Genomic DNA, 14,890 nt, shown 5'->3' with positions numbered 1-14,890 from the left:
ATAGGCACGATCTATCTACGCGGGATCGTCGAGCCGTGCTCGTCTCCTAGCCGGGAGAGGGCAACGATCATGGCTACATCGCGCCTCCTAGCTTGATCTAGGAACAGTCAGCTCGACCCAGCGAGACATGAGGAGGCCGCATGCAGCAGGTACTCCTGTCCCCCGAGTTGCCCCTGGACCTGGTGGCCTTCGATGGGTTGCTCAGCACGTGGCGCCTGTTAGCGGCGCACACGGCATGCCTGCAATCTTCGCCTGGTTGAAGCAATACAGAGTTGCTCTTCAAGACTCGCTATTTCAGGGGGCTTTGAGATGAGTCTGCTTTGGGCTGGAACCGACGATGGATCGATATAACGGATTGAAGAGTGGCGGCGAGTTCGGGGGTGTGCACCATTTCGAGCAATGCACGCGATGACGGTGCCTCGAACGCATTTTTCCCGGCAACGAATCCGACATTTGAGTGCGACATTGGTCCATTGATTGCGATTGCGTGGAGATTTGGAATGTGCGCGAGTTGGCCGGCGAGAGATTGCGGAAGAACTGCCGAATATTTTCCTGTCGCCACGTGTGCCGATAGCACGTCAATTGAATCAGTGCGAATAGTCTGCGCGGTACATTGCATCAGCCTATCTTGAATGGGTTCAGGTACTGCCGAGTTCAGCACGCAGAGTTGTCTATTGAGAACATGGTCCCACGTTGTGCTTCGGGGTTGCTGTGTTCTCGCGGCGTGAAAAAGGAAAATGCGTTCACGGTACAGAAGGTGAGTATCGAAGTCTTCCCCTGGGATATCCTCCAAATGCATGAGTGCGATATCCAAATTGTTTTCTCGAATCGCCTGTAGCAGGGAAGAAGCGCCGGAAACCAGAACTGATTGTTGAAGTAAGGGTGTTTTTTCAGCAAGGGCGATGCTTAATGTGGGCGCTACACCGGCAGTTCCTGGGAGTATCCCTAGCCGGAATTGCCCCTCTATACCTCGCCGTAATGCGGAGAGTTCTCGCTCCAGCCCTTTGCAGTCGTCATACATCTGCTGAGCCCAAGACAGTACGCGCATCCCTTCAGAAGTGAGGCCGTCATAGCGTCGCCCATGACGCACGATCTCGACACCCATGTCTTCCTCCAATTGCTTAATGCCCGCGGAGAGTGTCGGCTGAGAAACATTGCAGCTTTTGGCCGCGTTGCCAAAATGGCCTTCACGGTGCAAAGCAAGCAAGTATTCAAAGTTTCTTACGATCATAGATTTTCTTCTGATAAAGTTGATTAGATTTTATACTTTCACGAAAAACCCTGCGCACGCTTCGATCCGCGTCCAACCTTGGGCACGTAGCTGGCACGCATGAAAGGCTGCCGCGCGCAGTGCCCATACTGTAGGTTCGACTCGTCATCGACGGTCAGCACCACAACGCACGGGACAGCCAATAGCGCGAACACAGGTGCTTTGCGCTGTGGGGCGAGTCGTCCTCATGTAGCTTAGCAGTTGGCGCGTTCTGGAAGGGAGTAAGCGTGAGTGGTGAGGCACGCAACCGCAAAAGGCGGTGCTAAGCTCTTGAACTGTTCGGGTCGTGGCCGTTGAAGCGGCGAGAAAATGGAGCCTGCCATGGCCGTTGTGGCGCAGCTAGTACACCATGCCCCCAGCGTTTCCTTAGCTGCGATTGACGGGCATGCCTGGCGGTAGCTCAATAACAGCCATTTATGGATGAAGGAACGAGGGGAATAAGGCAGATGAAAATATTCACGATTGGATTCACTAAGACCTCCGCGCGGTCCTTCTTCACCAAGTTAAGTGCTTCTGGTGCCAAGCGCCTTGTCGATGTTCGCCTGAATAATGTTTCGCAATTGGCCGGCTTCGCTAAACGCGAGGATCTTCGATATTTTTCCGAGGCGTTGTGTGGGATGGAATATGAACATCTACCAGCACTTGCTCCAACCAAAGACATGTTCGAGGAATATAAAATAAAAGGGGGAGATTGGGATATCTACGCCAGGAAATTTCTGGATTTAATGTCGTCCCGAAGGATTGAGTCAATCGATAAAGAAAAGATTGATAACAGTTGCCTGCTTTGCAGCGAAGACAAGCCCCATCACTGCCATCGGAGGCTAGTGGCCGAGTACCTTGCAGGCAAATGGCCGAATGTTGAGATCGTGCATCTTTAGAGGGGCGACGTAGCTCCACGTTTCCAACGCCTCGTCTGGAGGGCTAAGAGAGACAAAGGCGCGTATCGGCGGGAGCCGGCGCCACACATTGGGCGTACAGAGCAACCTCGCCCGCCACGGCTCGATGTCGGCGCTCAACGAGGCGAGTGGCTCTAGGTGCATTGGCAGACGGGCCGTTGGCTGACGTCGTGGCGATCGGCGGATATGCACTGGGAAGCCCGCCCATGTGTTGGGCTATCATGTTGGCGACGCCTGCGCCCAGGTGGGGCGCGGCAGGATCGCCGTCATTTACACCCCAGTTTGGTACTGCTATAGGTCTTCTGAAATAGCCGATACATCAGGACAAATTGAAGTAGCTCAATTAGGAGATATCTAATGTCAACCGGTATGTTTATTCTGCACTCCAACTATACGCCGGCGGGGGACCAGCCAGAGGCGATAGCGCGCCTGCTGTCGGACATAGAAGACGGTGCGACGCACCAGACGCTGAAAGGTATCACCGGCTCAGGTAAGACCTTCACCATGGCCAATGTGATTCATCGTCTGAAGCGGCCTACGTTGATCTTGGCTCCTAACAAGACGTTGACCGCGCAGCTTTATGGTGAAATGAAGCACTTCTTTCCTGAGAACGCGGTCGAGTACTTCGTTTCCTACTACGATTATTTTCAGCCCGAAATCTATATGCCGGGCACCGATCGTTTCATTCCAAAGGACTCGGCCATCAATGACCACCTTGAGCGCCTGCGCCTGTCCACGACCAAATCCTTGATTGAGCGTCGTGACGTGATCGTCGTCGCTTCGGTGTCTTCAATCTACGGCCTGGGTGATCCAGATGCATACCGAGCGCTACAGATCGCTCTGTCCCCTGGGGTCAAACTAAACCAGAGAGAGCTAATTCGTCGCTTGGCTTTGCTGCAATATGATCGCACGGAGCGCACTCTCAAGCGTGCAACGTTCCGCGTCCAAGGTGATGTGATTGACATTTTCCCCGCTGATTCCGAGTACAGGGCGGTTCGGGTGGAACTGTTGGATGACACTGTTGCGTCTGTCCAATGGATGGACCCTGTTACCGGCAAGACGTTGGGAGAGATAGACCATTATTTGGTTTCGCCAAAAACGCTTTTCGCACCGCCCACGAACAAAATAGATTCCGCGTCCAAAAAGATACTCGCTGATATGGAAGAGCGGGTTGCCGAGCTGAACAGGAATAATCGCTTGGTCGAGGCAAACAGGCTGTACGAGCGGATCACGCATGACGTGGAAATGATGCGCGAGGTCGGCTATTGCTCGGGGATGGAGAATTATTCCTGCTACTTCAGCGACCGAGACGCAGCTTCTCCTCCGATCACGTTGCTGGATTATTTGCCGAAAGACGGGCTGCTGTTCGTCGATGAATCTCATGTCATGGTGCCACAGATATCCGCAATGTACCGGGGGGATCAGGCGCGCAAGGACACGCTGATCGATTACGGGTTCCGTTTGCCTTCATCGAAGAACAACCGGCCATTGAACTTTGACGAGTTCGAGAAGGTCAAGCCTCAGACCATCTTTGTTTCCGCTACTCCGGGCGACTACGAGCTGAGGGTGTCGAAAGGCAGGGTTGTCGAACAGGTTATCAGGCCAACGGGACTGCTTGACCCCAAGGTTGAAGTGCGGAAAGCGGATGGATACATAGATGACCTGCTTGCCGAAATATCGAAGTGCGTGAAGAGAAAGAATCGAGTGCTTGTGACTACGCTGACGAAGGTCAGTGCAGAAGAGCTAACGGATTTCTTGACGGACAACGGGATTCGAGCGCGCTACATGCATTCGGACATAAAAGCGGAGGATCGTGTTGAGATCATCAATGGCCTGCGCGCAGGAGAGTTCGATGTTTTGATTGGGATTAGTCTTTTGCGCGAAGGGCTGGATATTCCAGAGGCATCATTGGTTGCCATTCTCGATGCAGACCGTGCAGGGTTCTTGCGTTCGGCCCATGCGCTCATTCAGATGATCGGTCGAGTCGCTCGGAATGAAAACGGCAAGGCGATCTTGTACGCCGACGCGGTGACGCCGGCGATGAAGCAGGCGATCGATGAGACCAATAGGCGCAGGCAGCTTCAAATTGCCTTTAACGAGGAAAATGGGATTTCTCCAGCCTCGTCTGTGCGAAAACTAGCAGGGGAAGAGACGAATACGGAGGAGCCCACCGTTCATTCCGAGGCTTTCTGCGAGAACTTGTCCGACCTTTGCGATCAGATCACTGCCAAGGAACAGCAGCTACTCGAATTTACCGATACCGGTGACGAGCAGCGCGTCGAAGACATTCGTCGTCAGTTGGATGGGTTGTACCGGCAATTCATTTACATCTAATCGTTCGCCGGCATTGGGTTGCATGGCCGACCGATCTGCACCTGGGGCAAGCGGGCAGACGGTCGGCTCATCATTCAACCGGAGGGGTGAGCCGCCGAGGCTCAGTGCCCCGCTTTCCAAGGTGTTTGCCCTACAGCGTCTTGCGACGTGTCAGCGCAAAGCTGGCAACGATCCAACGGCGACCAGCATTTCATCAAATACCGCTCGAACCCTTCCCGGAATGGGGCCACGCTGAGGCCGATAGACGTACAACCCCCATGCCGGAGGTTCTTCGTTCTCCAGCACTCGCACGAGCTTCCCGCTGGCAATGTAGGGGGCGGCCATGTAGTCCGCCAGTTGCGCGAACGCGATCCCGGCCAGCGCCGCTCCCATTTCCATGTCGGCATTGTCGGCGACGAGAGTGGGTGCGGTAGGTGTCCACTGGCGTCCCGCCTTGAAGTGCCAAGGCCAGGGACGGCCGGTATTGATATCCAAGGCCACGGTAACTGGCAGGCTGCTTAGCGCATCGATGTTTGCAGGTACGCCCACTTTCTTGATCAGGCGCGGAGCGGCAACGATGGGGAGTCTCATGTCGGCGGCCTTGCGTGCGACGAAGCGGCTATCGCGCATGAATCCGACCCTGATCCCGACGTCAATCCCTTCGTCAACCGTATTGCTGATGCGATCGGACAGGCGCACATCCAGCGTGATGCCTGGATGACGCGCGGCCACGCGCTCCAGTGCCGGTAGCACCGCTCTGGCGCCCAAGCTGTGCGGTGCGGTGATGCGAACCGTACCGGACAGAGAGGCCTGCTGGTCGGAGCCAGGCGGTCGCCACAGATCCTCGAACCGCTCCAATGCGGGGCGCACTTGGTCTAGCAGCCCTTCGCCGAAGGCGGTGATGCGCACCTGGCGCGTGCTTCGATGAAACAACACCTCGCCGTAGTGTTGCTCCAGTTGCTGGATGGCACGGGTTACACCTTGCGGAGAAGTCCCCAGCCGGACGGCCGCATCGCGAAAACTGCTGCTTTCGGCCGCCACCCGAAAGATGCGCAGTAGTTCCATTTCCTTGTTCATGACGCACGCCTCATGGCCGGTTTCGCTGCTCGTTAATTGTTCCAGATTGTGGAATTATAAAATCGCAACAATTCCATATACAAGGGGAGCGCGGTTGCCCAGACTGACAACACCCCGGAATGCTCCGCTCCGAACAACCCAACAAGGAACGCGAATGAACGCTGCGACTCTCATCACTGCCTACTACGACGCCTTCAACCGCGGCGACCGCGAGGCCATGCTGTCAATGTTGACCGATGACGTCGCGCACGACTTGAACCAGGGCGCTCGTGAGGTCGGTCGCGAAGCCTTCCGCGCCTTCCTGCAGCGCATGGACCGCTGCTATGGCGAGCAACTGCGCGGGATCGTGGTGATGGTCAGCGCCGACGGCCTGCGTGCAGGCGCGGAGTACGTGGTGCATGGCGAATACAAGGTGACGGACGACGGGCTGCCGGAAGCCCAGGGCCAGCGCTACGTGCTGCCGGGCGGCGCGTTCTTCGAGATCCGCGATGGCAAGATCGCTCGTGTCACCAACTACTACAACCTCGGCGACTGGATCGCACAGGTTGGAGGGGACGCCTGAAATGACCAGCGACGTGCAGGTGCTGGTTCGTCGTGGCGCGGACATTGCCGAATGGTTCGATGCCGTGGCAGGCCTGCGGGCGAGCGTCTTCCGCAGCTTTCCTTACCTATACGAGGGCGACACCGAATACGAGAAGCACTACCTCGCCATGTACGCCCGTTCGGCAGACAGCCTGCTGGTACTCGCGCTCGCTGATGATGTGGTCGTGGGTGCGTCCACGGGGTTGCCGCTCGGCGATGCGGAGCCGGCCTTCCATGTGCCGTTCGCCGATCGAGGAATCCCGGTGGAGGCAGTGTTTTACTGTGGCGAATCAGTCCTGCTCCCGGCCTTCCGGGGCCTTGGCCTGGGCCATCGCTTCTTTGACGAGCGCGAAGCGCATGCCCGTTCGTTGGGCGGCATGCAGTGGGCATCGTTCGCGTCGGTGGATCGTGCAGACGACGATCTCCGGCGTCCTTCCAACTACCGCAGTAATGACCCCTTCTGGACCCGTCGCGGCTACGTGCGGCAGTCGGACATGAAGGTTACGCTGCCCTGGAAGCAGGTGGGTGAGCCGAGCGAAACCGAGCAGACGCTCACGATGTGGCTGCACTCCCTGGAGAACGCGAAATGAAAGTAGCAGTTGCGAAATACTCAGTGGGTCAGCCCGCGGACTTCGAGGCATTTGCTGCGCGGCAGCGGCTGGCTCTGGAGGAGGCGCGCCGTGGCGGGGCGGAACTGGCCGTGTTGCCCGAGTATCTATCCCTCGAACTGGCTGCAACGTTCGAGCCTGGCATCCGCCATGATTTCAACGCCTCTCTGGCCGCGCTGCAGGCCTTGCAGCCTGCGTGGCTGGCACTGTATGCCGACCTGTCGCGCGAGTTGTGCATGACCATTCAGGCCGGTACGTTTTTGACCCAGGTTGGATTGGACCGCTACCGCAACCGGGCTTGGTGGTTTGCGCCTGACGGCACACGCGACTACCAAGACAAATTGCAGTTGACGGGGTTCGAGAAAGACGCCGGCGTCATCGAGGGTGGCGACGAACTCAAGGTGTTCGATTTGAAAGGCGTGCGTGCCGGCATCGCTGTTTGCTATGACAGTGAGTTTCCATTGCCCGTGCGAGCCCAGCGAGAGGCGGGAGTGCGCCTGCTGCTGGTTCCGAGCTGTACCGACACCCAAGCAGGTGCAACCCGGGTCCGTGTGGGCTGCATGGCGCGGGCACTGGAGAACCGAATGTTCATCGCGCAGGCCGTGACGACCGGAGCTGCTGACTGGAGTCCGGCGCTGGACACGAATACTGGCGAGGCCACGATCTATGCACCCATGGATCGCGGATTCCCTGAGGACGGCATTCTCGCGACGACGTGCGGCACGCAGGCATGGGCAATCGCAGATCTTGACGTCGATGCGCTCGAACGAAACCAGGAACAGGCCCAGGTTGCCGTCGATCGCGACTGGGACGGCCAGATGTTGCCTGCACTGCGGAAGGCTCGGTACTCGGGTCGTCAGGTCGCCTAGCCGGTCTCATCTTGATAGCTTCAGCTCGATGAGTCGGCTTAGATAGATCATGTCTATCTGCGCATAGATTTTTCCAGTTTGACCAGTTTTGAACTTGCCCCGATGCTGTCGGTACATGCAAGAAATATTCATTGATTTGAATATTTTGCGCTTCTTGGGAACAAACCTGTACTAGCCTGTAAGAGTGCTCGAAGAGCACAGAATTTGTGGCGAAGTTCGGCCGCATATACTATGGGGGAGTATTGTATAATGCGGCGGTGTACCCAAGTTGAGAGGTGTTCGATGCCACATAGCCCGGAAGAAAAGAAGCAAGCCCTGACGCGCATCCGGCGCATCAAAGGTCAGGTCGCGACTCTTGAGCAAGCGCTCGATGCAGGTGCGGAATGCCCTGCAATTCTTCAGCAGCTTGCGGCCGTTCGTGGGGCAGTCAACGGATTGATGGCGACCGTTCTGGAGAGCTATCTGCGGGAAGAGTTTCCCCGTAGTGACATCAGGAGCGATTCGCAGAACAAGTCCATTGACGAGACCATCTCTATCGTCCGCTCCTATCTGCGGTAGAGGCACCAGGGTGCCCTCGGTGAGGGCAAATTTAGTTAGCTAGTAAAGGAAGCGACATCATGAAATCACGTGCAGCAGTTGCCTTCGGGCCAGGAAAGCCGCTGGAAATCGTCGAGATCGACGTCGAGCCGCCGCGCAAGGGCGAGGTGCTCATCAAGATCACGAACACCGGCGTTTGCCATACCGACGCCTTCACCCTGTCGGGCGACGATCCGGAAGGTCTCTTCCCGGTCGTGCTGGGTCATGAAGGTGCGGGTATCGTCGTGGAGGTGGGTGAAGGTGTGACCAGCGTGAAGCCTGGCGATCACGTCATTCCGCTCTACACCGCCGAGTGCGGCGAGTGCCTGTTCTGCAAGTCCGGCAAGACCAACCTGTGTGTCGCGGTTCGCGCAACCCAGGGTAAGGGGCTGATGCCCGATGGTACGACTCGCTTCTCGTACAACGGTCAGCCGCTTTACCACTACATGGGTTGCTCGACCTTCAGCGAATACACGGTCGTCGCCGAAGTCTCGCTGGCCAAGATCAACCCGGACGCCAATCCCGAGCACGTCTGCCTGCTGGGCTGCGGTGTGACCACCGGCATCGGCGCCGTGCACAACACGGCCAAGGTACAGCCCGGCGACTCGGTGGCCATCTTCGGCCTCGGCGGCATCGGTCTCGCTGCGATTCAGGGTGCGCGCCAGGCCAAAGCGGGCCGCATCATCGCCATCGATACCAATCCGGCGAAGTTCGAGCTGGCTCGTACCTTCGGCGCGACCGAATGCCTCAACCCGAAGGACTTCGACAAGCCGATTCACGAGGTTCTGATCGAGATGACCGGCTGGGGTGTCGATCACACCTTCGAGTGCATCGGCAACGTCAACGTCATGCGTTCGGCTCTGGAAGCTGCCCACCGTGGCTGGGGCCAGTCGATCGTCATCGGCGTCGCCGGTGCCGGCAAGGAAATCTCGACCCGTCCGTTCCAGTTGGTCACCGGCCGGACCTGGAAGGGCTCTGCTTTCGGCGGGGTCAAGGGGCGTACCCAACTTCCGGGCATGGTGGAAGACGCAATGAAAGGCGAGATCGATCTCGCCCCGTTCGTCACCCACACCATGGGTCTCGACGAGATCAACCACGCCTTCGACCTGATGCATGAAGGCAAGTCGATTCGCACGGTGATCCACTACTGATCGCCCACTCTCCATTCAAAACCAACCACCAAGGAAATTAACCATGTCCAATCCTGTCATTTCCGGCGACGGCATCTTCTCGCACGTCTTCATCGGCGCCGCCGACGTCCAGAAGTCGGCCGCGTTCTATGACGCCGCTCTGGGTGCTCTCGGCATCAAGAACCTCGGTCCTTTCGGCAACGGATGGGTGCTTTTCGGTCGCGAAAAGCCGGCTTTCATCATCGCCCGTCCGGGCAATGGTGAAGCGCCTTCCAGCAACGGCGTGACGATCGGCTTTGCTGCCGCCACTCCCGCCGAAGTGGATGCCTTCCACGCCGCCGGCCTTGCCGCAGGCGGCACCGACGAGGGCCAGCCTGGCGCACGTGGTCACCTGCCGGGTGCCTATGCGGCCTACCTGCGTGATCCGGCGGGCAACAAGGTCTGCTCGTACACCTTCGTCTGAAAGCTAGGAAGCTGAGGGCGTTCTGAAAGGGTCAGCACAAGCCTCTACACGGCGAGCCTATTAGACGGACCGTGTAGAGCGGTGCCTACTCATGAAGATCGGCCCGCAGCCATGTGCGAAACGCATGGCTGCGGGCATTTGCTTTGAAGCGTGTTTTTCAACCAAGAAGAAATGAGGTCGTTATGAAAGAGCCGGCCAACATCAATACGACGACCGTACAACCTGCCCCGACCGCCACCGTGTACGGCATGCCGGCCTACACCGATCGTGCTGCCGCCGTGGGGGAAGTGCATGCGCGCCCGCATCTCTTGATTCAGGCCCCTCGCGGCATATTGCAGCTCGCTTTCATGACCGAAGGCGACCAGGCCAGGGATCAGATGGCGATGAGCGAGTTGTCTCATCGCTTCGGCGTTGCCGAGCCCGACCATGCTACGCCGCTCCACGGTGTGACATGGGATGAAGGAGACCTGCACTGCGAAAAGCACACCGAGTTCTCGACGTATCTCTGGTGCGCTTCCCTAGATTCCGAGACGGGAGAGCCGTGCGGCGAAAATCCGTTCAAGCATGGATTTGTTCCTCCCGGCCCGGTCGTATCCGGCATCCGTTTGAGACTTCTTCCGTGGACGCCGGAAACGGAGAAGGAGGTCGATCGCTTCGATCCTGCCAGCCTGTGCTACTCGCTGGTGGAGAACGGCTCTGCCGCCATCCTGACCGATTTCCGACAGGATGCGGATGGCCTGACGCAGATCCTCGTCCTGGCCCGCGATTTGACCCCGGCGCGGGCGGGTGCGCTGGCTCAACGTCTGCTGGAGATCGAGACTTACCGCACCTTGGCGTTGCTGTCCCTGCCGTTGACACGATCGATGACGTCGGAACTGCGACGCATGGAGTCGCGCCTTGCGGCGATCACCGACGAGATGTGTACGAGCTTGGTGGAACGGCGCGACAGCGACGTGCTGCTGTCCGAATTGACCGGCCTGGCTGCCGAGCTGGAAGCTGGCGTTGCGGCGAATCTCTATCGCTTCGGCGCCAGCCGTGCCTACTACGAGATCGTCGAGGAAAGGCTGGCAGCGCTTGCGGAAGAGGCCGTATCCGGGTACTGCACCTGGGCGGATTTCCTGCAGCGTCGCATCGCTCCCGCCATGCGGACATGCCAATCCGTAAAGGAGCGCCAGACCAAGCTCTCCGACAAGCTGACCCGGGCCATCGCGTTGCTGCGTTCCTGGATCGACGTCGAGCTTGAACGCCAGAACCGCGATCTGCTGGCTTCGATGAACAACCGGGCCAAGATGCAATTGCGCCTTCAGCAAACCGTCGAAGGCCTCTCGGTCGCGGCAATTTCTTATTACGTCGTGAGTCTTCTCGGCTACTTGCTCAAGGGCATTCCGATGGTTCACGACAGCGTGGCGCCGGTGATGGCGGTTCTGGTGCCTGCGGTGATGCTGACGATCTGGTGGATCGTGCGCAGGATCAGACACGCCCACGGCGACACGGCAGCGGAAGAGAAATCTTCCTGACGAGCTGCCGTCCTGGCGCGCGAGAGCTGCGCCGTTCCTTTGAACATAGGAGAACACCATGGAACGCATCGAACATCACGCCAGCTTTGATGGTTGGCAGGACGTTTATCAGCATGAATCCACGACGCTCGGTTGCACGATGAAAGTCGGCGTCTATCTGCCTCCGCAGGCACAGCACGGCAAGGTGCCGGTGCTGTACTGGCTTTCAGGCCTCACCTGCACCGAGCAGAACTTCATCACCAAGTCCGCCGTCCAGCGCTACGCAGCCGAACATGGCATTGCCGTCGTCGCGCCCGATAGCAGCGCTCGCGGCGAAAGCGTTGCCGACGATCCCGCCTATGACCTCGGACAGGGGGCGGGTTTCTACGTCAACGCCACACAGGAACCCTGGGCTGCGAATCATCGGATGTATGACTACGTCGTGCAGGAACTACCGGCGCTGATCGAGGCCCACTTTCCCGTGACAGCGGAGCGGAGCATCAGCGGCCACTCCATGGGGGGACACGGTGCTTTGGTCATCGCCCTGCGAAACCCGGGCCGTTATCGCAGCGTCTCGGCCTTCTCGCCCATCGTCGCTCCCACCCAGGTTCCCTGGGGACACAAGGCCTTCGAGGCGTATCTGGGTAGCGACCGGGAGGCGTGGAAGCAGTACGACACCGTGGAGCTGATTCGCACCGTGCAGGAGCGTCTGCCGCTGCTGGTGGATCAGGGCTTGGGCGACGAGTTCCTGGAGAGTCAGCTTCAGCCCGATCTGCTGCGCAAAGCCTGCGACGAGACGGGACACCCGCTCACGTTGAATCTGCGCCCGGGCTACGACCACAGCTACTACTTCATTGCCAGTTTCATTGGCGAGCATATGGCACACCACGCATCGGCGCTGAAACGCTGAGAGAGAGGAGATCAGGTCATGACAAAGACCTCCAAAAATCGACATCACGTCGTCATTATCGGAGCGGGCTTCGGCGGGATCGAGGTTGCCAACCAGCTTGCTGGTGCCGAGGTCGATGTGACGATCATCGATCGGCGCAATCATCACCTGTTCCAACCCTTGCTTTACCAGGTTGCAGGGGCGTCACTTTCGACATCCGAGATCGCCTGGCCTATTCGCTATCTCTTCCGCAATCGCCCGGAAGTGAACACCTTGATGGCGGAAGTGGAAGGTATCGACCAGGACGCGCGTCAGGTCATTCTCAACAATGGCTCGCGCCAAACCTACGACACGCTCGTACTCGCGACAGGTGCTACCCATGCCTATTTCGGACACGACGAATGGGGGGCTTTCGCGCCGGGGTTGAAGACGCTGGAAGATGCCACGACCATTCGAGGCCGAATTCTCGCGGCCTTCGAGGAGGCCGAGCGCACGAGCGATCCTCAGCAGCGTGCCGCGCTGCAGACGTTCGTCATCATCGGTGGTGGTCCCACCGGGGTTGAATTGGCCGGAACCATCGCCGAGCTGGCGCGAGACACGCTGGCGCGTGACTTCCGCTCGATTGACCCGAGCACGTCGCGGGTTGTACTGATCGAGGCGGGCCCGCGTCTGTTGTCCGTCTTTCCAGAGGATCTGTCGGCCTATACGCGCCAAGCACTCGAAAAGCTCGGGGTCGAGGTCGTGCTGGGTACGCCGGTCACCGAATGCTCGGCCGACGGCGTGGTGTATGGCGGCAAGCCCCTTTCGGCCAAGACCATCGTCTGGGCCGCCGGGGTCCAGGCGTCTCCCGCGGCCCGCTGGCTGGGTGCTGCGTCTGATCGTGCGGGTCGAGTGGTCGTTGGTCCCGACCTGACGGTGGCCGGCCGCCCGGAGGTCTTCGCCATCGGCGATACCGCCTCGTGCACCATGGCCGATGGGAAGTCCGTACCGGGCATCGCCCCCGCCGCCAAACAGCAAGGCAAGTACGTCGCCAACCTCATTGGACGGCGTTTGAAAGGCAAGCTCGCTGACGGGCCTTTCAAATACCGGCATCAGGGGAACCTGGCCACCATCGGCCGCAGCCTGGCCGTAATTGACATGGGGCGGGTTAAGCTGCGTGGAGCCTTTGCGTGGTGGATCTGGAAGCTCGCGCATATCTACTTTCTGATCGGTACGCGAAATCGTCTCAGCGTCGCGTTGAGCTGGGTATGGAACCATAGCATCGGCTACCGCGGCTCTCGCATCATCATGCATGCGATTAGCGACAAAGAGCCCACGGCGTTGGATAAATCCGGCTCTCTGGATTGAGGTGCCCACCTTATCGGAACGTCAACTATTAGAAATGCCAGGGAGAGGAACTTGACCGATCTATTCACGACAAAGCCCAAGCCTCCCTTGGCCGAACTCCTGCGGCCCAAGACGCTGGATGAATTCGTCGGGCAACGGCACTTGCTCGGCCCCGGCAAGCCGCTTCGTCTCGCGTTCGAGGCGGGCAAGTTGCACTCGTTCATCCTCTGGGGGCCGCCAGGCGTGGGCAAGACCACCTTGGGGCGCCTGGCCGCCAGTGCGACCGACAGCCGATTCATCGCCATCTCGGCCGTGCTTGCCGGGGTGAAGGACATCCGGCAAGCCATCGACGAGGCCCAGGCAGAACTGGACAACCATGGTCGATCGACGGTGCTTTTCGTCGATGAGATCCACCGCTTCAACAAGGCGCAGCAGGATGCCCTACTGCCCCATGTCGAGTCGGGGCTCCTGACCCTGGTGGGGGGGACGACCGAGCATCCGGGGCTGGCGGTCAATTCCGCTCTGCTCTCGCGCGCGCAGGTCTATACCCTCGAACCGCTGTCCGGCGACGAACTGAACCAGCTCTACGAACGCGCACTGCCGCATCTCCAGGGCGTCACGTTGGACGCGGACGCGCTGGATCTGCTCAAGGGCTTTGCCGATGGCGATGGCAGGCGCTTCCTCAATCTGCTTGAGCAGGTGACGAATGCTGCGTCGGGCGCTGGCAAGACCGTGGTCGATGGCGAGTTCGCCAGGCTGTCCACCAGTCCATCGCTGCGCAGGTTCGACAAGGGCGGCGACGAGTTCTACTGGCAGCTCTCAGCCTTCCACAAGTCGCTACGGGGCTCCGACCCTGATGCGGCCCTGTATTGGCTGGCCCGCATCCTCGACGGTAGCGGCGACGTCAGCCAGGTGACCCGCCGCATGGTGGTAGTGGCCAGCGAAGACATCGGCAATGCCGACCCGCAGGCGCTGCAACTGGCGCTCAATGCCGCGCTGGCTTATGAGAGGCTGGGTTCCCCCGAAGGCGAAATACCGATTGCCCACGCAGCGACCTACCTTGCTGCCGCCCCCAAGTCGAACGCTGCCTATGCCGCCTGGAACAAGGCGAAGGCCTTCGTCAAGAACAGCGGCTCCCTGCCTGTGCCTCTCCATCTTCGCAATGCGCCGACGAAGCTGATGCAGCAGATGGGGTATCACGAAGGCTACCGCTACGCCCATGACGAGCCCAACGGCTATGCCGCTGGGCAAAGCTACTTTCCCGAGGGCGTGGCGCGGCCGGGCTGGTATCAGCCAACGGACAGAGGTGTTGAGCGCAGGCTGGGAGAAAGGCTTACTTGGCTGCGCTCGCTGGATGATGGGACGCTGCCAGAGGCGGACGCCTGACCGGTCGCC

At 59.2% G+C, this 14,890-nt stretch carries 14 protein-coding genes; 12 read left to right on the top strand and 2 right to left on the bottom strand.

All coding sequences use genetic code 11. The features are described from left to right. Positions 1-289: 289 nt before the first annotated feature. Entirely contained in the window at positions 290-1,231 is a 942-nt protein-coding gene (locus tag ACZ5BO_RS21245) for a LysR family transcriptional regulator (RefSeq protein WP_028698648.1), read from the bottom strand. Between the two features lie 485 nt (positions 1,232-1,716). Here ACZ5BO_RS21245 and ACZ5BO_RS21240 point away from each other — a divergent pair, with 485 nt between their 5' ends. Then, on the top strand, positions 1,717-2,148 hold the full coding sequence (locus ACZ5BO_RS21240) for a DUF488 domain-containing protein (protein WP_023628836.1): 432 nt from the start codon (positions 1,717-1,719) through the stop codon (positions 2,146-2,148). 375 nt (positions 2,149-2,523) lie between these two features. Further along, complete coding sequence (gene uvrB / locus ACZ5BO_RS21235; RefSeq protein WP_023093409.1) at positions 2,524-4,500, top strand: excinuclease ABC subunit UvrB; 1,977 nt, start codon at positions 2,524-2,526, stop codon at positions 4,498-4,500. A gap of 150 nt (positions 4,501-4,650) precedes the next feature. Here the strand turns inward: uvrB and ACZ5BO_RS21230 are convergent, their stop codons facing one another. Then, positions 4,651-5,556: a LysR family transcriptional regulator gene (locus tag ACZ5BO_RS21230; protein WP_023093410.1), complete on the bottom strand. Its 906-nt coding sequence runs from the start codon at positions 5,554-5,556 to the stop codon at positions 4,651-4,653. 154 nt (positions 5,557-5,710) lie between these two features. Here ACZ5BO_RS21230 and ACZ5BO_RS21225 point away from each other — a divergent pair, with 154 nt between their 5' ends. From ACZ5BO_RS21225 to ACZ5BO_RS21180, 10 genes are all read left to right on the top strand, one after another. Then, complete coding sequence (locus ACZ5BO_RS21225) at positions 5,711-6,118, top strand: ketosteroid isomerase-related protein (protein ID WP_017514126.1); 408 nt, start codon at positions 5,711-5,713, stop codon at positions 6,116-6,118. Position 6,119: 1 nt separating this feature from the next. Beyond that, positions 6,120-6,728, top strand: coding sequence for a GNAT family N-acetyltransferase (locus tag ACZ5BO_RS21220; RefSeq protein ID WP_023093411.1), 609 nt, complete (start codon positions 6,120-6,122; stop codon positions 6,726-6,728). Further along, entirely contained in the window at positions 6,725-7,615 is an 891-nt protein-coding gene (locus ACZ5BO_RS21215; protein WP_023093412.1) for a carbon-nitrogen hydrolase family protein, read from the top strand. Before ACZ5BO_RS21220 ends, ACZ5BO_RS21215 begins: the two co-directional genes overlap by 4 nt. 282 nt (positions 7,616-7,897) lie before the next feature. Beyond that, positions 7,898-8,173, top strand: coding sequence for a formaldehyde-responsive transcriptional repressor FrmR (frmR, locus tag ACZ5BO_RS21210; RefSeq protein ID WP_023093413.1), 276 nt, complete (start codon positions 7,898-7,900; stop codon positions 8,171-8,173). A gap of 59 nt (positions 8,174-8,232) precedes the next feature. Further along, positions 8,233-9,342, top strand: a complete 1,110-nt coding sequence (locus tag ACZ5BO_RS21205; protein ID WP_011871467.1) for an S-(hydroxymethyl)glutathione dehydrogenase/class III alcohol dehydrogenase — start codon at positions 8,233-8,235, stop codon at positions 9,340-9,342. Between the two features lie 43 nt (positions 9,343-9,385). Continuing rightward, positions 9,386-9,784 (top strand): VOC family protein, encoded by a 399-nt coding sequence (locus tag ACZ5BO_RS21200; RefSeq protein ID WP_023093414.1) that lies wholly within the window; start codon positions 9,386-9,388, stop codon positions 9,782-9,784. Positions 9,785-9,966: 182 nt separating this feature from the next. Further along, positions 9,967-11,301, top strand: a complete 1,335-nt coding sequence (locus ACZ5BO_RS21195; protein ID WP_023093415.1) for a DUF3422 family protein — start codon at positions 9,967-9,969, stop codon at positions 11,299-11,301. 58 nt (positions 11,302-11,359) lie between these two features. Next, positions 11,360-12,190: an S-formylglutathione hydrolase gene (gene fghA, locus ACZ5BO_RS21190; RefSeq protein WP_023093416.1), complete on the top strand. Its 831-nt coding sequence runs from the start codon at positions 11,360-11,362 to the stop codon at positions 12,188-12,190. 18 nt (positions 12,191-12,208) lie between these two features. After that, positions 12,209-13,516, top strand: a complete 1,308-nt coding sequence (locus ACZ5BO_RS21185; RefSeq protein WP_023093417.1) for an NAD(P)/FAD-dependent oxidoreductase — start codon at positions 12,209-12,211, stop codon at positions 13,514-13,516. A gap of 51 nt (positions 13,517-13,567) precedes the next feature. Next, positions 13,568-14,881: a replication-associated recombination protein A gene (locus ACZ5BO_RS21180; protein WP_023093418.1), complete on the top strand. Its 1,314-nt coding sequence runs from the start codon at positions 13,568-13,570 to the stop codon at positions 14,879-14,881. Positions 14,882-14,890 lie beyond the last annotated feature (9 nt).

The organism is Pseudomonas sp. FFPRI_1, from assembly GCF_055384485.1.
Note: the sequence above shows the minus strand (reverse complement) of the source record. Positions and strands in the feature narration are given on the sequence as shown.